The 18,256-nt window shown below is 67.1% G+C and carries 16 protein-coding genes; 11 read left to right on the forward strand and 5 right to left on the reverse strand.

Translation table 11 applies throughout. The features are described from left to right. Positions 1-99 precede the first annotated feature (99 nt). The 5 genes from NSE01_RS06590 (at position 100) to NSE01_RS06610 (ending at position 9,212) form a co-directional block, all read left to right on the forward strand. Positions 100-831 carry an alpha/beta fold hydrolase gene (locus tag NSE01_RS06590; protein WP_147158846.1) on the forward strand — a complete coding sequence of 244 codons (732 nt, stop codon included), beginning with the start codon at positions 100-102 and terminating at the stop codon, positions 829-831. 10 nt (positions 832-841) lie between these two features. Beyond that, a complete protein-coding gene (locus NSE01_RS06595; protein ID WP_147158847.1) occupies positions 842-1,852 on the forward strand; it encodes a tetratricopeptide repeat protein in 1,011 nt (336 codons plus the stop codon). Continuing rightward, positions 1,849-2,874, forward strand: a complete 1,026-nt coding sequence (locus NSE01_RS06600) for an LLM class flavin-dependent oxidoreductase (RefSeq protein ID WP_147158848.1) — start codon at positions 1,849-1,851, stop codon at positions 2,872-2,874. The genes NSE01_RS06595 and NSE01_RS06600 overlap by 4 nt, the downstream gene beginning before the upstream one ends. A 178-nt stretch (positions 2,875-3,052) precedes the next feature. Beyond that, complete coding sequence (locus NSE01_RS06605; RefSeq protein WP_147158849.1) at positions 3,053-7,771, forward strand: NAD-glutamate dehydrogenase; 4,719 nt, start codon at positions 3,053-3,055, stop codon at positions 7,769-7,771. Positions 7,772-7,973: 202 nt separating this feature from the next. Beyond that, positions 7,974-9,212 carry an NAD(P)/FAD-dependent oxidoreductase gene (locus NSE01_RS06610; protein ID WP_147158850.1) on the forward strand — a complete coding sequence of 413 codons (1,239 nt, stop codon included), beginning with the start codon at positions 7,974-7,976 and terminating at the stop codon, positions 9,210-9,212. Here the strand turns inward: NSE01_RS06610 and queG are convergent. Next, entirely contained in the window at positions 9,196-10,263 is a 1,068-nt protein-coding gene (gene queG / locus NSE01_RS06615; protein WP_147158851.1) for a tRNA epoxyqueuosine(34) reductase QueG, read from the reverse strand. The two genes, NSE01_RS06610 and queG, sit on opposite strands and share 17 nt — an antisense overlap. Positions 10,264-10,309: 46 nt before the next feature. On the opposite strand from queG, the gene NSE01_RS06620 reads away from it, so the two are divergent. The 5 genes from NSE01_RS06620 to NSE01_RS06640 all read left to right on the forward strand — a co-directional run bounded on the left by NSE01_RS06620 (position 10,310) and on the right by NSE01_RS06640 (position 15,725). Next, positions 10,310-11,332 carry an ABC transporter ATP-binding protein gene (locus NSE01_RS06620; protein WP_246135062.1) on the forward strand — a complete coding sequence of 341 codons (1,023 nt, stop codon included), beginning with the start codon at positions 10,310-10,312 and terminating at the stop codon, positions 11,330-11,332. Next, the gene (locus NSE01_RS06625; RefSeq protein WP_147158852.1) at positions 11,332-12,564 is read left to right on the forward strand and encodes an ABC transporter permease; all 1,233 of its coding nucleotides are present in this window, start codon (positions 11,332-11,334) and stop codon (positions 12,562-12,564) included. Before NSE01_RS06620 ends, NSE01_RS06625 begins: the two co-directional genes overlap by 1 nt. A 112-nt stretch (positions 12,565-12,676) precedes the next feature. Further along, a complete protein-coding gene (locus tag NSE01_RS06630; RefSeq protein ID WP_147158853.1) occupies positions 12,677-14,011 on the forward strand; it encodes a cytochrome P450 in 1,335 nt (444 codons plus the stop codon). 166 nt (positions 14,012-14,177) lie between these two features. After that, entirely contained in the window at positions 14,178-14,693 is a 516-nt protein-coding gene (msrB, locus tag NSE01_RS06635; RefSeq protein WP_246135063.1) for a peptide-methionine (R)-S-oxide reductase MsrB, read from the forward strand. A 54-nt stretch (positions 14,694-14,747) separates the two neighbouring features. Continuing rightward, positions 14,748-15,725: an esterase-like activity of phytase family protein gene (locus NSE01_RS06640; RefSeq protein WP_147158854.1), complete on the forward strand. Its 978-nt coding sequence runs from the start codon at positions 14,748-14,750 to the stop codon at positions 15,723-15,725. 63 nt (positions 15,726-15,788) lie between these two features. Here NSE01_RS06640 and rpmB read toward each other — a convergent pair whose 3' ends face one another. After that, positions 15,789-16,073 carry a 50S ribosomal protein L28 gene (gene rpmB / locus NSE01_RS06645; protein ID WP_147158855.1) on the reverse strand — a complete coding sequence of 95 codons (285 nt, stop codon included), beginning with the start codon at positions 16,071-16,073 and terminating at the stop codon, positions 15,789-15,791. A 125-nt stretch (positions 16,074-16,198) separates the two neighbouring features. Between rpmB and tadA the strand changes: the two genes are divergently transcribed. After that, entirely contained in the window at positions 16,199-16,654 is a 456-nt protein-coding gene (tadA, locus tag NSE01_RS06650; RefSeq protein ID WP_147158856.1) for a tRNA adenosine(34) deaminase TadA, read from the forward strand. 3 nt (positions 16,655-16,657) lie between these two features. Here tadA and NSE01_RS06655 read toward each other — a convergent pair whose 3' ends face one another. From NSE01_RS06655 to NSE01_RS06665, 3 genes are read right to left on the reverse strand one after another with little or no spacing between them, the layout of a single operon-like run. After that, a complete protein-coding gene (locus NSE01_RS06655) occupies positions 16,658-17,044 on the reverse strand; it encodes a VOC family protein (RefSeq protein WP_147158857.1) in 387 nt (128 codons plus the stop codon). A gap of 49 nt (positions 17,045-17,093) precedes the next feature. Next, positions 17,094-17,786 carry a ribonuclease T2 gene (locus NSE01_RS06660; protein ID WP_147158858.1) on the reverse strand — a complete coding sequence of 231 codons (693 nt, stop codon included), beginning with the start codon at positions 17,784-17,786 and terminating at the stop codon, positions 17,094-17,096. Then, the gene (locus tag NSE01_RS06665; RefSeq protein ID WP_147158859.1) at positions 17,786-18,214 is read right to left on the reverse strand and encodes a hypothetical protein; all 429 of its coding nucleotides are present in this window, start codon (positions 18,212-18,214) and stop codon (positions 17,786-17,788) included. The genes NSE01_RS06660 and NSE01_RS06665 overlap by 1 nt, the downstream gene beginning before the upstream one ends. Positions 18,215-18,256 lie beyond the last annotated feature (42 nt).

The raw sequence follows: 18,256 nt of genomic DNA on the forward strand, positions 1-18,256 counted from the left end.
CCGTCGGGCGATCACTCGCGCCTTTGGCAGAAACGGGCGCGCGCAGGAATAGCGTTTGTAACCATTTGACCGCCTCGCGCACGGTGGCACAAGCGCGGCATGACCGACTTCATGACCCTGCCATCGGGCGAACGGATGGCCTACCTCTTCCAGCCGGGCGCAGGCCCGACGATCGTCTTCCTCCCCGGCTACATGTCCGACATGAGCGGGGGCAAGGCGAAGGCGGTGATGGCCCATGCCGAAAAGCGGGGCCGTGCGTGCCTGCTGCTGGACTACACTGGCCTCGGCGAGAGCGAGGGCGTCTTCGCGGAAAAGTCGCTTCCGCTGTGGCGCGACGAGGTGATCGCGCTGCTGGACCACCTCGCCATCGAACGCGCCGTGCTGTGCGGATCGAGCATGGGCGGCTGGCTGATGCTCCTGCTGGCGGAAGTGCTGGGAGACCGCGTGGCCGCGCTCGTCGGCCTCGCGCCCGCGCCGGATTTCAGCGAATGGGGCTTTACCGACGAGCAGAAGGCCGTGTTTGCGCGCGGCGAGACGGTCTACGAGGACAACATCTACGGCCCCGAACCGACGCCGACTTACGCGAAGTTCTGGGCGGCCGGGCAGGAATGCCGGGTGCTGGCCAAGGGCATCGCCTTCACCGGTCCGGTGCGGCTAATCCAGGGGCAGGCCGATCCCGATGTACCGTGGGAGACATCGATCCGGCTCGCGGCGGCGCTGCGTTCAGCCGATGTGCAGGTCCATCTGATCAAGGACGCGGACCACCGGCTTTCCCGGCCGTCGGATATCGCCGTGCTCCTCGCTGCGCTAGACGCGCTGGGCGGGGACTGAAGGATCCTTGATGCTCATCCTGCTTCCCGCCCTGATTGCCGCGCAAGCTCCTCTCCCGGCGGATGTCTGGCACCAGATCGGCCCGAACCCGCACTCGTATGAGCCCGCGCCGCTGCCGATCCCGCGCCGCAAGCGCGTGACCGAAGTTCCACCGCCCGTTCCCGGAGAGACACCGCCTGCCACCCAGACCGGCATCCCGGCCCTGGCTCCCGCGCAAGCCGCCTCGCCAAGGCCGACGCGCTACACGCTCTGTCTGGCCGCGGGTGAAAAGGATCTGACTGCAGGCATTGCCGCCGCGCGGGCATGGCTGGCCGAAGCGGGCAAGGCCGCGACGCCGGACACCGCGCATGGCGCTGCCGCGCAGTGCCTTGGCCAGCTGCTCCTGCAACAGGGCGATTCCACCGGGGCCGAGGCAGCCTTTGCCGAGAGCGCCGGGCAGGTGCCGGGCAACAATCCGGCTGCCGTGGCCGCGCTGCAGACCATGGCCGGCAATGCCGCGCTGGCAGGTGGCCGGGCCGAAGCCGCGCTCGGGTGGTATGACAAGGCGCTGACGCCGCCTTCCGCCAGTGCCGCAAGCGCCGATGACAACGCGGTGCGCGGCGCGGTGCAGATCGGCCGGGCGCGTGCGCTTGTTGCGCTGGGCCGCTTGCCCGAAGCGAGCGGGGCCTTGCAGGAAGCGCATCGGCTTGCGCCGAATGAACCGGAAGGCTGGCTGCTTTCCGCCACGCTCGCGCGGCGGGGCAAGGATCTCGAGCGGGCGCAGCGCGATATCGAAGTGGCCGCCAGTCTCGCACTGCATGGCGATCCGCTCGGCGCGCCGATCGGACTCGAGGCGGGCGTGATCGCGATGCTTTCGGGCCGCGAGGATGCCGCGCGGAAGTCATGGGAATCGGTCGTGGCGCTTGCGCCGAACAGCCCGGAAGCCGTGACGGCCAAAGGATATCTTGACCAGATCGGCCCTGCCCCCACATCATCCGCACCGGCGCCAGCCCCTGCCGCGCCACCGGAGAACGCGCGATGAGTCATTCAGGCACTTTGGCTGACCTCAAGCTGTCTGTCCTCGATCTCGTCCCTGTGCGGGAAGGCGGCACGGTGAGCGAGGCGCTGGCCGAAGCCGCATCGCTGGCAAAGACGGCGGAAGACCTCGGCTACAACCGCTTCTGGGTGGCCGAGCACCACGGCATGGAAGGCATCGCGGGCGCGGCGGTCTCGGTCGTGCTCGCGCACATCGGCAATGCCACCTCGCGCATCCGGCTGGGCGCGGGCGGAATCATGCTGCCCAACCACAATCCGCTGGTGATCGCCGAACAGTTCGGCGCGCTCGATGCGCTGTTTCCGGGCCGGATCGACCTCGGGCTCGGCCGCGCGCCGGGCGCCGACCAGCGCATCATGCGGGCGCTGCACAAGGATATCCATCAGGCGGCGGAGAGCTTCCCGACCGACGTGGTGGAGCTGCAATTGCACTTCGCGGGCGATGCGCGCCTGCCGCTGCAGGCGACGCCCGGCCTCGGCGCAAAGCCGGAAATGTGGATCCTCGGCTCAAGCCTGTTCGGCGCGCAGCTCGCCGCGATGCTGGGCCTGCCCTATGCCTTCGCCTCGCACTTCGCGCCCGATCACCTCGACGCGGCGCTGACGCTGTATCGCGAACGGTTCCAGCCCTCGGAGCGGCTCGACAAGCCATACGTGATGGCTGCGATCAACGTGATTGCAGCGGATACCGACGAGGAAGCCGTGCTGCTCGCCTCCTCGATGGACCAGTCGTTCGTGCGCCTGCGCACCGGTTCGCCGGGTAAGCTGCCGCCGCCGGTGCCCGGCTACCGCGAAAGCCTGCATCCTTCCTCGCTCGCCATGCTCGATCACATGCGGCAGGTCAGCGCCATCGGCAGCGTCAAGACGGTGCGCGAGCGGCTGGCCGCCTTCCGCGCGCGGACCGGGGCGGACGAGCTGATCGTCTCGGGCTCCACCTTCGATCCGGCGCTGCGCCACCGCAGTCTGGCGCTCACCATGGAAGCATTGCAGGCCGACTTGGCCGTTCCGGCATAATAGCCAATGATGCCTAATTCTTAAGGCTCCTCCCGCTTGCCTCTGCGCCGATGCCGGAGTAGGCTTCGCATTATTAGTTCATGAGTGTGACATAAAATTGCGCGCTCATGACGACAAGATGGCGCGCCTCCGGCAGGGCAAACCTGCGGAGTGACAGCGCCGGGATGCAGGAGCGACCATGGCTACCAAGACCGCCGTTTCCGGCGTGGATGCGATCCTTTCGCAAGCGCTTGCTGCGCGCTTCGCAGCCTCCCTGTTGCCCGCGGAAGCCGCCGATTTCGAAGCGGAACGGCTGGCCGGAGCGGCGCGTTTCACCCTGATTGCGGCGGCCAAGCGCACGGGGGCTGAGCCGGCCATTGCCATCGAAAGCGTCGGCGGGCAGTCGGGTTCCGGAGGCGGTTCGCGCTATCTGCGCATCGCGGTCATCAATGATGACATGCCATTCCTCGTCGATTCGATTGCGGCGGCGATCTCGGCGCAGGGCCTGGCGATCGATCGGCTGGTCCATCCCGTGGTGGCGGTGCGGCGCGATCCCGAGGGCAACCTGCTCGGCCTGCCCGAAGGCGATGCGGTGGGTGAACGCCGCGAATCGATGGTCTATCTGGAGACCGAGCGCGTCGATGCGCGCGAACGCCGCGAATTGCTCGCCGGCTTGCGCGCCACTCTGGCAGACGTCCATGCCGCCGTTGCTGATTGGCCGCGCATGCAGGCCGCGATGCAGGAAGACGCGCGCACGCTCCCCGATCAGGAGGGCGCGGCATTGCTGCGCTGGCTGGCCGACGGGATGCTTACCCAGCTCGGCCATGTCGTCCAGCACCGCGATGGTTCGCATAGGCAGGCGCTCGGCATCTGCCGCGCCAGCGATGCGCCGCTGCTGGCCAAGGCGAGCTACGACCGCGCCTTCGCATGGTTCGACCGGCTGGGCGAGCGCGGCGCTGATGCCCCGCGCAGCCCGCTCATCGTCAAGGCGAACCGCATCGCCCGCGTCCATCGCCGCGTCCCGCTCGATCTGTTCATCGCGCCGGTGATGGAAGGCGGCAAGGTGACCGCGCTCTCCGTCCATGCCGGCGTCTGGACCAGCGCTGCACTGGCTGCCACGCCGGACCGCATCCCGCGCATGCGCAGCCAGCTCGAAGCCTTGATGGACAAGTTCGGCTTCGCGCCCAACGGCCATGCCGGCAAGGCGCTGGCCCACGCGCTGACGGCGCTGCCGCACGATCTGCTCATCAGCTTTGACGAGGCCGATCTCGAACGCGTCGCCACGACGATGATGACGCTGATTGATCGGCCCCGTCCGCGCCTGTCGCTCGTTGCCGCGCCGCTCGCGCGCCATCTCTTCGCCTTCGTTTGGCTGCCGCGCGATGTGCAATCGACCGAACTTCGCCACCGCGTGCAGGCCATGCTCGAAGCCGCGACCGACGCGCCGCTTCTCGATTGGAGCCTCTCGGTCGAGGGCAGCACGCTCGCGGTAATGCGCTTCGTGATCGATATCCGCGATGGCGCAGCCCTGCCCGATGAAGCGGCGCTCGATGCCGCCTTGCAGACGATGGTGCGCGGATGGGGCGCGGCGGTCGAAGCAGAGCTGGCCAAGGGTGAAGATCCGGCGCGTGCTGCCGCGATTTCCGCGCGCTATGCCGAGGCGTTCCCGATTGGCTACCGCAGCGCCTATGGCCCAGCCGAAGCTGCAGGTGACATCCGCGTTTTGCGCGCGCTGACGCAGACGGGCGCCCCCCGCCGCGCGGTGCGGCTCCACCGCCTCCCCGGCGAAGAAGGCCTGCGTCTGAAGCTCTACCAGCGGGAGGGCGCCATCGTGCTGTCCGATGCGGTGCCGGTGCTCGAAAACTTCGGCTTCCGCGTGCTGGAAGAAGTGCCGACCGCGCTCGACAAGGGGCGGCTGGGCTTCATCCATGATTTCCTCGTCGCGCTGCCCGAAGGGATCGAGGGCGAGGCACTGCTCGCCCGCGCCGAGGCTATCGAGGAATCGCTGGCCGCCGTGCTCAACGGCGGGGCGGAGGATGACCTGTTCAACCGCCTCATCGTCACTGCGGGGCTCACTGCGCGCGGGGCTAACTGGATGCGCGCCTGGTATCGCTACCTGCGTCAGGCCGGCATGACGTTCTCGATCGCCACCGCAGTCGAAGCCCTGCGCAGCGCGCCCATTGTCACGCGCGGGCTGATCGGCCTGTTCCTTGCGCGCCACGATCCCGCGTTCGCCGAAGACCGCGCCGAAGCCGAAGCCCGCTTTGCCGAGCAGATCCGCAGCGGCCTCGCCGGGGTTGCCGCGATCAACGACGACCGCCTGCTGCGCCAGTTCCGCGCGCTCGCCGAAGCGATCCTGCGGACCAATGCGTTCGCGCCTGCCGCCGCCGAAGCGCTGGCATTCAAGATCGATTCCGCGCTGGTTCCCGGCCTCCCCAAGCCAGTGCCGTGGCGTGAAATCTTCGTCTACAGCCCGCGCGTCGAGGGCATCCACCTCCGCGCCGGCCCGGTCGCGCGCGGAGGCCTGCGCTGGTCCGACCGGCGCGACGACTTCCGCACCGAAGTGCTAGGCCTGATGAAGGCGCAGCGCGTGAAGAACGCGGTGATCGTGCCGACTGGCGCCAAGGGCGGCTTCTATCCCAAGCAGCTGCCCGATCCCATCCGCCAGCGTGAAGCATGGCTGGCCGAAGGGCGCGAAAGCTATCAGGTGTTCATCCGCACACTGCTCTCCGTGACCGACAACATCGTCGGCGGCGAGGTGGTCCACCCTGCCGGCGTGGTGATTCGCGATGGCGAGGATCCCTATTTCGTCGTCGCTGCAGACAAGGGCACCGCGACTTTCTCGGATATCGCCAACGCCATCGCCGAGGCCAAGGGCTTCTGGCTGGATGACGCCTTCGCGAGCGGCGGCTCCAAAGGCTATGACCACAAGGCCATGGGCATCACCGCTCGCGGCGCGTGGCTTTCGGTGCAGCGCCACTTCCGCGAACTCGGCGTGGACGTGCAGACCCAGCCGATCACCGTGGCGGGCTGCGGCGACATGTCGGGCGATGTGTTCGGCAACGGCATGCTGCTGTCGAAGGCGCTCAAGGTAGTGGCGGCCTTCGATCACCGCCACGTGTTCCTCGATCCTTCGCCCGATCCGGAAGCAAGCTGGGCAGAGCGCGCGCGCATGTTCGCGCTGCCGCGGTCGAGCTGGGACGATTACGACAAGTCGCTCATTTCCAAGGGCGGCGGCGTGTTTCCCCGCACGATGAAGCAGATCCCGCTGTCAGACGAAGTGCGCGCGATGCTGGGCGTCGAGGACGCCGAGCTTGAGCCTGAAGCGCTGATCACCGCGATCCTCAAGGCGCCGGTCGATCTGCTCTGGTTCGGCGGCATCGGCACCTATGTGAAGGCCTCGAGCGAGAACAACGTCGCGGTGGGCGATCCCGCCAACGACGGCCTGCGCATCAATGGCGAGGACGTCCGCGCACGTGTGATCGGTGAAGGCGCCAACCTCGGCACCACGCAGGCGGGCCGCATCGAATATTCGCTGGTCGGTGCGACGGGTCGGGGAGGGCGGATCAACACCGACTTCATCGACAACTCGGCGGGCGTCGATTGTTCGGACAACGAGGTCAACATCAAGATCGCGCTCGCCTCGGCCAAGCGCGCCGGGCGGCTCGATGAAGACGGCCGCGTCGCGCTGCTCACCGCGATGACCGACGATGTTTCGCGGCTCGTGCTGGAGGATAACCGCCTGCAGGCCCTCGCGCTCTCCATCGCCGAGCGCGGCGGGGCAGGGGCGGCGCCCGCCTATGCGCGGCTCGTCGATGTGCTGGAGGAAAACGGCGATCTTGATCGCAAGACCGAAGGGCTTGCCAGCAGCGAAGACATGCTGCGCCGAGCTGCCGCTGGTCACGGCTTCACCCGGCCCGAACTCGCGGTGCTGCTCTCCAGCGCGAAACTGGTGCTTCAGCGCGCGCTGGAAGAGAGCCCGGTGGTCGATGATCCCGTGCTCGAAGCCGATCTCTTTGCCGCTTTCCCGCCGCAGATGCAGGAAACCTTCGCCGAGGATATCCGCAGCCACCGCCTGCGCCGCGAACTGATCGCGACCAAGCTGGCCAACCGCATTGTCAACGATCTGGGGCCGGTGCATCCCTTCGAACTGGTCGAGGAGGAAGGCGTGGGCCTGGCGCAAGTGGCATCGGCTTTTGTCGTTGCGGCGCGTCTGCTCGATCTCAAGGGAATCTGGGCGCTGCTCGACGGGCCGGACGGCGATGCCATGCCGGAGCAGGTGCGGCTCTCGCTCTATGCCCGCGTCGCCGAAGTGCTGCGCGGCCACATCGCCGATGTACTGCGCGCGGGCCGCGGGTCGTTCGAGCCGGGCAAGCTGATCGCCGAACTCGCCCCCGGCGTCACCCAGTTGGCAGGCTCCACCAGCGAACTGCTGCAGGGCGAGGCGAAGGTGCAGGCACGGCGCATGCTGGCCGAACTCACCGATGCGGGCGTGCCGCCGCAAGTGGCGCAGCGGATCGCGCACCTCGTCGATATGGACGGGGCCATCGGCCTTGCCCACCTCGCCGCGACGCGCGTGATCGACCCGGCGGCGCTGACCGCTGCCTTCTCGGCGCTCGGTGCCGCGCTGGGGCTCGATTGGGCGCAGCAGGCAGCGAGCCGGATGAGCCCCTCCGATCCATGGGAGCGCCTGCTCGTCGCTGGCCTCGCGCGCGATTTCCAGCAGATGCGCCTCGATTTCCTCGCCCGCGCGGCCGGGCAGGATCCGGGCGCGGCGGTGGCGCAGTGGCTGGAGGCGCAGGCGGCACCAGTGCGCAATTTCCGCGCGCTGACAGGCCGGGCGCAAGGCGCAGGCGGGGTCGCCCCGGCGATGCTGGCGCAGCTGGCAAGCCAAGCGCGGACGCTGCTGGCACGGTAACGGCCCTCCCCAACCCGCTCACCCTGAGCTTGTCGAAGGGTGCTGGCGCGGCCGCTGTGTATGATGCTTCGACGAGCTCAACATGAGCGGGTTGGGGGGATGGACTGCAAACTCGTCTGTGCCGGTGCGGACATTCTCACTCGCGCCAGTTGACGCGCCGCGACTTTTCGCCAAATCCGCGCTCACCAAAAGGAGTGCGGGCATGAGCGGAACGGATCTGGCAGCTGATGTGGTGATTGTCGGCGCGGGCCATGGCGGTGCACAGGCGGGAATCGCGCTACGGCAGAACGGGTTCACCGGCACGATCCTGGTCGTCGGGCGCGAGCCTGAACTGCCCTACGAGCGCCCGCCGCTGTCCAAGGAATACCTTGCGCGCGACAAGACCTTCGACCGTATCATGATCCGTCCCGAGGCGTTCTGGGCGGACAAGGCCGTGACGATGCTGCTCGGCACCGAGGTCACCGCGCTTGATGCCGCCGCCCATGTCGCGACGCTGAGCGATGGCCGCAGTCTGCACTATGGCCACCTGATCTGGGCCGCAGGCGGCGATCCGCGCAAGCTGTCGTGCGCCGGGGCCGATCTCGCCGGTGTCCACGCGGTGCGCACGCGCGAGGATGTCGACCGGCTGATGGGCGAGCTTGATGCCGGCGCGCGGCGCGCGGTGGTGATCGGCGGCGGCTATATCGGCCTCGAAGCCGCAGCCGTGCTGACCAAGCTCGATTGCCACGTCACCCTGCTCGAAGCCCTGCCGCGCGTGCTGGCGCGTGTGGCGGGTGAGGCGCTGTCTGCGTTTTACGAAGCGGACCACCGCGCCCACGGCGTCGATCTGCGCACCGGCGTCATGGTCGATTGCTTGGTGGGTGAAGGCGGCAAGGTTACCGGCGTCAAGCTCGCTGACGGCAGCGTGCTCCCCGCCGATCTCGTCATCGTCGGTATCGGCATCATCCCTTGCGTCGAGCCGCTGCGCGCGGCTGGCGCTGAGGGTTCAAACGGGGTGCAGGTCGATGGCCAGTGCCGCACCTCGCTCCCCGACGTCTACGCGATCGGCGATTGCGCGGCGCATGCCAACGCCTTTGCCGATGGCGCGGTGATCCGGCTTGAATCGGTGCAGAACGCCAATGACATGGCCACCGTCGCCGCCAAGACGATCTGCGGCGTCGATGCCACCTACCACGCTGTGCCGTGGTTCTGGTCGAACCAGTATGACCTCAAGCTCCAGACCGTCGGCCTTTCCACCGGCCACGATGCCGTCGTCACGCGGGGCGATCCGGCCACGCGCAGCTTCTCAGTGATCTACCTGAAGCAGGGCAAGGTCGTGGCGCTCGACTGCGTCAACATGATCAAGGACTATGTGCAGGGCCGCAAGCTGGTGGAGACCGGCGCCGTGATCGCGCCCGAGCGGCTGGCGGACGCGGGCACCCCGCTCAAGGAACTGGCATAGCTTCCGCGAGCCGGTCCAGCGCCCAGCTTGCGGCGTCTGCCACGGCTGGATCAGGATCACCGAGCAAGCGTTGCACCGGGGCCATCAGCGCCGCGTGGCTGCTGTTGCCCGCAGCATAGAGGCAATTGCGCACGAACCGGTCACGCCCGATCCGCTTGATCGGCGAGCCTGCAAACAGCGCGCGGAAGGCCGCGTCATCCAGTGCCAGCAATTCCGCGAGGCGCGGCGCGGTGAGTTCGGCGCGGGGGAGGAACGCCTTGTTGGTCGCCGCTGTGCTGGCAAAGCTGTTCCACGGGCAGACCGCGAGGCAATCGTCGCAGCCGTAGATGCGGTTGCCCAGTGCGGCGCGGAATTCCGCCGGGATCGGCCCCTTGTGCTCGATGGTGAGGTAGGAAATGCAGCGCCGCGCATCGAGGCGGTAGGGCGCGGGGAAGGCATCGGTCGGGCAGGCGCGCTGGCAGGCGGTGCATGATCCGCAGTGGTCAGCGTGGGGCGCATCGGGCGGCAGATCGAGCGTCGTGTAGATTGCGCCAAGGAACAGCCATGAACCGTGCTGCCGGTTGACCAGATTGGTGTGCTTGCCCTGCCAGCCGATCCCCGCCACCTCGCCCAGCGGCTTTTCCATCACGGGCGCGGTATCGACGAAGACCTTGACCTCGGCCCCCGGCACTTCGGCCACCAGCCAGCGTGCCAGCGCCTTGAGCGCGCGCTTCACCACGTCGTGATAGTCCGCCCCTTGCGCATAGACCGAGATGCGTGCGCGGTCTCTGGCCTCGGCCAGCGCGAGCGGGTCGGCGGCGGGGGCATAGCTCATGCCGAGCGCGATCACGCTGCGCGCTGCGGGCCACAGTGATTGCGGGCCGCGGCGGTGCTCGAAGCGGGTCTCCATCCACTCCATCGAACCGTGGCTGCCCTCTGCCAGCCACTGCTCTAACCGCTCGGCGCGCACCGGATCATCGGTGGCGGGCGCGATCCCGCAGGCGGCAAAACCCAGCCGCGCTGCCTCCGCCTTGATGCGCGAGGCGAGGGTGGTTTCCGCGCTGTTAACCAAACTTGCTGCCTCCCTCGTTCATCGCTTACGGTTAACGGCGGATCTCATGAAGATCGAACCCTTTGCCTCCTTTACCGGGACGCCCGTGCTGGACAACGTTCCATCTGCTGACCTCGCAATCGAAGCGCGCGGCCTTGTGAAGCGCTTCGACGGCTTCACCGCGGTCGACGGCGTCGACATTTCGGTCCCGCGCGGTGCGATCTACGGCATCCTCGGGCCCAATGGCGCCGGCAAGACGACGACGTTGCGCATGCTGCTTGGCATCATCGATCCCGATTCGGGCTATCGCTGCGTGCTCGGCCATGAACGGCCGACCGAAGTCGCGCGGCGCATCGGCTACCTGCCCGAGGAACGCGGTCTCTATCCCGCCATGAAGGCGGTTGAGGCCATCGCGTTCCTCGCCGCGCTGCGCGGTGTGCCGCTCAAGGAAGGCCGCCGCCGCGGCCGCGAACTGCTCGAACAGCATGGCCTCGGCTATGCGGCAGACCGCCAGATCCGCCAGCTTTCCAAGGGCATGGCGCAGCAGGTCCAGCTGCTTGGCACGCTCGTGCACGAACCCGATCTCGTGGTGTTCGACGAGCCGTTCTCCGGCCTCGACGCACTCAACCAGGGCAAGCTCGAGCGCATGATCCGCAGCCTTGCCGAGCGCGGAACGACGGTGATCTTCTCCACCCACGTCATCGCCCATGCCGAGCGCCTGTGCGACCAGATCGCGATCATCGCCGGCGGCAAGGTGCCGTTTGCGGGGCCGGTCGACGCCGCGCGTGATCGTCTGCGCCCGCAGGTCCGGCTCGAGACCCGCGCGCAGGAAGGGCCGTGGCGCGCTGCCATTCCGGCAGATGCGCGCCACGAAGGCCGCTTCTGGTTCTTCACCCTGCCCGAAAGCGGGGTCGAGCCGCTGCTGCGCGCGCTGATCGAAGGCGATGCCGGCATTCTCTCGCTCTCGATCGAGCGCCCCGGCCTGCACGATGCGTTCGTGTCCATCGCGGGCGAGGCTGCGGCCCGCGCGCTGGAGGAATCGGCGCAGGAAGAGGCCGAGAAGGCAATTCAGAAGAAGGGTCGCCGCTGATGCTCCGCAGCCATTTTGCCGCCGCTTGGGTGATCATGCGCCGTGATTTCTGCGCGGTGATCTTTTCCAAGACCTTCATCTTCTTCCTGATCGGCCCGCTGTTCCCGGTGTTCATCGGCGCGATGGCGGCGGCGGTGGGCTCGCAGGTCTCGCGGGATATCGACAATCCGGTGATCGGCATTGCCATGCCTGCGCATCAGGGCGATTCGCTGGTTGCCGCGCGCGGCAGTCTCGCGCCGAAGATGTCGGGCTTCGTGCCCGAATACACCGTGCTCGCGCGGCTGGAGCCGGGCGAAACCTTCGATGCGCGCACCGTGCTCGCCAGCAAGGGCGTGAAGGGCGCACCGCAGCTTGCTGCCGTGATCACCGGCACGCTTGAAAAGCCGGTCCTGACCGGGAGCTCCGAACGTGTCGACCAGTGGCGCGGACAAGTGGCGCTGATCGCGGCAGAGGCCGGTGCGCCGGGGCCGCGCAGCTATCCCGAGGTCAAGGAAGACAAGATCGCCACGACCGCTGCCAAGCAGCATGTCGATCTCGCGGTGACGGCGCAGGCCGGGCAGGTGCTGCTGTTTCTGCTGACGATGCTGCTGGCAGGCATGGTGCTGTCGAACCTCGTTGAGGAAAAGGCCAACAAGATCATCGAAGTGCTTGCCGCCTCGATTCCGATGGATGCGCTGTTCCTCGGCAAGCTCTTCGCGATGCTCGCGGTCAGCCTGGTCGGCATCGCGGTGTGGGGCTCGGTCTATGGCATGCTGATGCTGGCGGGCATGAAGTCGATCCCGCTGCTGGCAACGCCCGCCGTCGGCTGGCCGATGTTCTGCGTGCTCGGCTTCCTCTACTTCGCGATGGCCTATCTGCTGCTCGGTTCCCTGTTCCTTTCGATCGGCGGCATGGCGACCACGGTGCGCGAAGTGCAGACGCTCTCCATGCCGGTCACGATGATGCAACTCATGGTGTTTTTCTTCGCCAGCTATGCGCTGGCCCGCCCGGGCACGTGGATCGAGACGGCAAGCCTGGTCTTCCCGGTCAGCTCGCCTTTCGCGATGCTGGCGCAGGCGGCGCAGTCGCCGGTGCTCTGGCCGCATCTGGTTGCGCTGGTGTGGCAGGCGGTGTGGGTTGGCGTGATCATCCGCGTGGGGGCGCAGCTGTTCCGCCGCACGGTTATGAAATCTGGCCCGGCACGGGGCCGTCGGGGCTGGTTTCGCCGCGCTGCTGCCGCCCCGGCACGATAAGCGCTTCGAGCTGGCAATAGCTTATTGACAGCGATGTAGGTTGCACGGATAGTATCCCCCGAATGACAGGGCGGCCCCGCGTCCATGGGCCGTCCGCATCGGAAGGATAGCCATGGCCACCCAGCTCGCGCCCGAAGCCCCGTTCACCTATCGCTCCTCGCCCACGGCGATCGAGGCTTACGAGGAATGGCTCGCCGCCAATCCGCAGGCGGCGCCGGTCCACACCCAGCCTTGGGACGTGAGCGCTTCGGCCATTTACGTGGAGGACCGCTGGGGGCCGATCTTTGCCGAGATGCGGGCCAAGGCGCCGATCAACAAGGTCACCGGCACGCCTTATGGCAACTACTGGAACGTCACCACGCACAAGGCGATCCAGCATGTCGAATCGCTGCCCGAGCTGTTCTCTTCCTCGTGGCAGCATGGCGGCATCACCATTGGCGATCCGCCGGAAGGCACCGATCCCGCCAAGCTGGCCGAGCGCCAGATGCCGATGTTCATCGCGATGGACCGGCCCGATCACACCGGCCAGCGCCGCACCGTGGCGCCCGCCTTCACCCCTGCCGAAATCGCGCGGATGGAAGCGGAAATCCGCCATCGCACCGGCGAAGTGCTGGATAGCCTGCCCTGGGGCGAAAAGTTCGATTGGGTGGACAAGGTCTCGATCGAACTCACCACCGGCATGCTCGCGATCCTGTTCGGCTTCCCCTGGGCTGATCGCCGCCTGCTGACGTTCTGGTCTGACTGGGCCGGCGATGTCGAGCTGACACTGGCATCGGATCTCGCCGACCAGCGCTTCGAGATTCTGAGCGAGATGGCGCGCTATTTCCAGGGCCTCTGGATGCAGCGCATGGGTGCCGCGCCGACGCCCGATCTCATCTCGATGATGATCCACTCGCCGGCGATGTCGAAGATGAGCCCGCTCGAATTCATGGGCAATCTCGTGCTGCTGATCGTCGGCGGCAACGATACCACGCGCAACACGATGTCGGGCATCGTCCACGCGCTCGATCAGTTCCCCGATCAGCGGGCGCTGCTCGAAGGCAACCCCTCGCTGATCCCCAACGCGGTGCAGGAATGCCTGCGCTTCGTCACGCCGCTGGCGCACATGCGCCGCACGGCGACGGCGGACAACGAACTGTTCGGCCAGCAAATCAGGGCCGGCGACAAGGTCATCATGTGGTACCTTTCCGCCAACCGCGACGAGACCGTGTTCGAGAACCCGAACAAGCTGATCGTCGATCGCCCCAATGCCCGCCGCCATCTGGCATTCGGGCACGGCATCCACCGCTGCGTGGGCGCCCGCCTTGCCGAACTGCAGCTGCGCGTGCTGCTCGAGGAAATGCACGAGCGCAAGATGCGCGTGCGCGTTGCGGGCGATGTGCAGCGCGTGCGCGCCAACTTCGTCCACGGCTTCCGCAAGCTGGAAGTGGTTCTCGAGAAGCGCTGAACGGGACCTATCCCGTCGGTCAGATTCGGTTCAGGTAGAGAAGTCTAGGAGAGGGGTGTCCCGCCGGTGGGTTACCCCGCCCCCCTCCCCGACCCACGGCGGGACTTCTCCTCTCCCGCCCGAACGGTCTGCTTGATCTGCTGCTTTATGCAGCGGATGTAACGGAATGACCGTTTTCGCCGAACCGGACGCCATGAAACCTTCGCGTCGCAACTTCCTCGCTTTCCTCACCGCCACCGCCGCCATGACAGCGGCGGCTTGCGGTGCGCCCGCTGCCGCTACCCGCAAGGGCACGTTTCCGCTGCACCACACCGATGCGGAATGGCGCAAGCTCCTCACGCCCGCGCAGTACTACATCCTGCGCGAGGAAGGGACTGAGCGGCCGTTCACCTCTGCCCTGCTCAAGGAGCACCGCAAGGGCACTTTCACGTGCGCGGCAGACGGCAATGCCGTGTTCGCTTCATCGACCAAGTTCGATAGCGGCACCGGCTGGCCCAGCTTCTGGACCCCGATCAAGGGCGGCATCGGCACGTCGGCTGACACCTCGTTCGGCATGACGCGCACCGAAGTGCATTGCTCGCGCTGCGGCGGGCACCTCGGCCATGTGTTCGATGATGGCCCGCCTCCCACTGGCAAGCGTTATTGCATCAACGGTGATGCGCTGAAGTTTATCCCCGCCTGACGAGCGCCCGCGCGGGCTGTTCAGGCCGTGCGGGCTGTGGCAAGCGCGGCTGCGATGCGCGCGTTCAAACTGGCTCTGCTGATACTCGCGCTCGTACCGGTAACGTGGGTGCGCGAGCCTTTGCCGCCGCCACCCAGCGTCTCCATCGTCCACCGCGTGGATCTGATGCCGGGCCTGCGCAAAAGCCTGCCCCAGACAGGCGAACTCACGCTGGACGGGGCCTGGCAGTTTGTCAGCAATACCCGCCGGCTGGCCACGCTTTCCGGGCTGGCACAAACGGACGGCGGTTTTGTCGCGGTCGGAGACCGCGGCGGAATTCTCAGGTTTTCACGGCCTGATCGGCCAGGGCCATGGCGCGCGCGGCTGGACCGATTGGCTCCGTTCGAATCGCGCGAGCAGGGTTTTCCGATCGACGCCGAATCGGTCTTCGTCGAACCTGCTACGGGCAAGCTTGTCGTCGGCTACGAAGATGCACCGATGCTGGAGCGGTTCAGCCCCGATCTTTCGCGAGGCGACAAGATCATGCTGCCCGTGCTGGCCGAATGGCCGGAGAATCAGGGGCCCGAAGCGATGACGCGGCTGGCCGACGGGCGCACAGTGATCGTTGGCGAGACCTATTCCCGCTGGTTCGACCTGACGCGCCATCCCTGCTTGATCTTCCCCGGTGTGCCACGCTCGTTCGAAGCGCCCGCGCGGGCGGAGTTCATCCTGCCGTCCGGCTATAGGCCTTCCGAGATGGCGCAGATGCCCGATGGCCGGATGCTCATGCTGGGGCGCTATTTCAGCGTCGGGGGCTTCCGCTCGATCATCCTGATGTTCGCCCCGCAGGATGTCCGCCCGGGCGCGGTCATCACCCCGCGCGTGATCGCCCGGATCGACGATCCGCGCATCCGCGACAATTTCGAGGGCATGACCGTGACGCGCGAAGCCGATGGCAGCCAGATGATCTGGCTGATCTCGGATGGCAACGAGATGGTCTGGGCGCAGCGAACACTGCTGCTCAAGCTGCGCGTCGGGCCGGAAGTCCGTTAGACTCCGGCCCGCGTGGTTCCGTAAGGAAAGCTGCAGGCGGGATGGTCCCGCCTGTCAGGCAATTCAGGCAGCGACGGCCTTGGCCAGCTCGCGCTTCACCTTGAGCGCGCGCGGGCTGAGCTTGGTGTCCGAAGCCTTCAGCAGCCAGTTGTCGAGACCGCCGTTGTGCTCCACCGAGCGCAGCCCGTGGGTCGAGACGCGGAACTTGAAGCTACGGTCGAGCTTTTCCGACATGAGCGTGACGTTCTGCAGGTTGGGCAGGAACAGACGCTTGGTCTTGTTGTTGGCGTGGCTCACGTTGTGGCCGACCTGGCGGCCCTTACCGGTCAGTTCGCAGATACGCGACATGGCTGAAAACTCGCTTGGATTTGAACGATCTTGGATCGGGAAGGGCGCGCTCTTGCCGATCCGTGGCGCAAAGTCAAGGATTCGCACGTTGCATCCGCGCCCCAAGCCGCGCTAGCCCGTTAGGGATGACCCGCTGGCCCCTTCCCGAACCCATGCGCATGGCGCTTGAGGCCGCTGCAAGCGCCGCAGATGCGGGCGAAGTGCCCATCGGGGCGGTCATCGTCAAGGACGGCGTGGTCATCGCCGCCGCGCACAATTCGCCGCGCGAAGATCACGACCCTACTGCCCATGCCGAAGTCATGGCGATTCGCGCCGCGGCGGCTAAGCTGGGGCAGGAACGGCTGACCGGATGCGACCTCTGGGTCACGCTCGAACCTTGCGCGATGTGCGCGGGCGCCATCGTTCATGCGCGCTTGGCGCGGGTCTACTACGCTGCCAGCGATCCCAAGGGCGGGGCGGTGGAACACGGCGCCAAGGTGTTCGATGCACCGGGCTGCCTGCACCGGCCCGAAGTCTACTCCGGCATCGGTGAGAGCGAGGCGGCGGACATGCTGCGCGATTTCTTCAAGGCGCGGCGCTGAGGCTCAGTCCACTGGCGGCGTGCCCGGCGGATACCATGAGACTTCGACGCGCAGCCCATCGGGATCGGGCAGGAACAGCGCCGTTGTCCCGCCCGGAAAGCGCTGGAGCCGCGCGACATGGCCTGCCGCTTCCATCTCCGCCGCAAGCGCCTCGACCATCGCAACCGATGGCGCGGTGAAGCCGAAGTGGTTGAGCCCGGCACCATAGCGCTCATATGCACGCGTTTCGGGCTTGGCCGTGCCGAACTGGATGTGGAGACCCTCTTCGTTCGCCCAGATCTGCGGCTTCTTCTGCGTGAAGCCGAGGCGGGGCAGCAGCAGGCCATAGAAGGCCGCGCTGGCTTCTGGATCGCGTGAGAGGATCGTGAGGTGATCGAGCTTGAGCGACATGGCGGCTTCCCCTGATGTGCCTCGCTATTCGGACCCGCCGACTAGCCGGCTACCGGCCCCGCCAGATCTTGAGCGGTGCGGTGTCAGCGGCGCCTTGGTCTGCGCAGGAAGCGGGCCTGAGGTCCTTGCCATAGCAAATGTGGACTTCATCCAGCCAGCCGCGTCCATTTGCCCTGATCCGGATCGCCGCCGCGGGAATCGAGGGCGTGGCAGCGCTGAAGGCGGCGCGCAGGTCTCCCGCAGTGAGGCCCGGTTGGCGGGACAGGCGAATCATGTCGGGCAGACGCACCGCGCGCAGCAGGTCTGCTCCGGATCGGAAATAGCCCTCCGGCGAACTTGCCATGCAGGCGCCATGCTTGGCCCATTCGTGCGCGATCAGATCGGGCGAGGGCGTCATGCAGAGATTGCGGCGCACCGTCTCGGCAGACAGCGGCGTTGCCGGACACCATTGCGGCCAGTTGCCCGGCGTCGATTCGGGCCAGAGGCCGTGAAGGATGAAGCCGAAGCGGCCGAGCTTGCCTCCGCACTGGAATGCGGCGCGGGGATCTCGCGCGCGGGTGCGGCAGTATTCGGGCGACCAGCTGAGGGCGAGTGTGTAGCCGGCAATCGGCAGAACCCGGCGCGGACCATCCGGTGCAGGCAGGGCGGGCGCAGCGACCGCCGGCGGCAGGCGGCACTGCGGCACTTCTGCATGGGCGAGGGCGGGCAGCGCCAGAGCCGCCGCAAGGAGCGGGTGCCGCATCAGTTGAAGGTGGTGATATCGATCACGCCCACCTGCCCCCGGCTCCGCAGCCACTGGGCCGCATCGCGCCGGAACAGAAATGCCAGCGCGATCAGGTTGAGCGCCGTGACCACCGCGAAGCACAGCGCATATGCGACGTCGGTCGACAAGAGCGCAGCCAGCATCGGCACCGTGCCGATCAGCCCGAGAAGGGTAATCACCACGAAGAACCATTTGGCGATATTGCTGGCGCGCCGGGCGATCAGGAACCAGATCACGAAGGCGAGGGCATAGCTGATCGCGACCAGGACCAGGACGAGTTCCGAATTCGTTTCCTTGAGCGCGTCAGGCCCGATGAGCCCGGCAAAATTCAGGAGTTGCAGCAGGATGGTGAGCGCCGTGCTCGTCAGATAGAACTGTTCGAACCGGATGATCGATTGCGGTCTCAATGCGATTGCCCCTTTGCACGCTGCCATCGCAGACTAGCATGC

Source organism: Novosphingobium sediminis (assembly GCF_007991615.1).
GTDB lineage: Bacteria > Pseudomonadota > Alphaproteobacteria > Sphingomonadales > Sphingomonadaceae > Novosphingobium > Novosphingobium sediminis.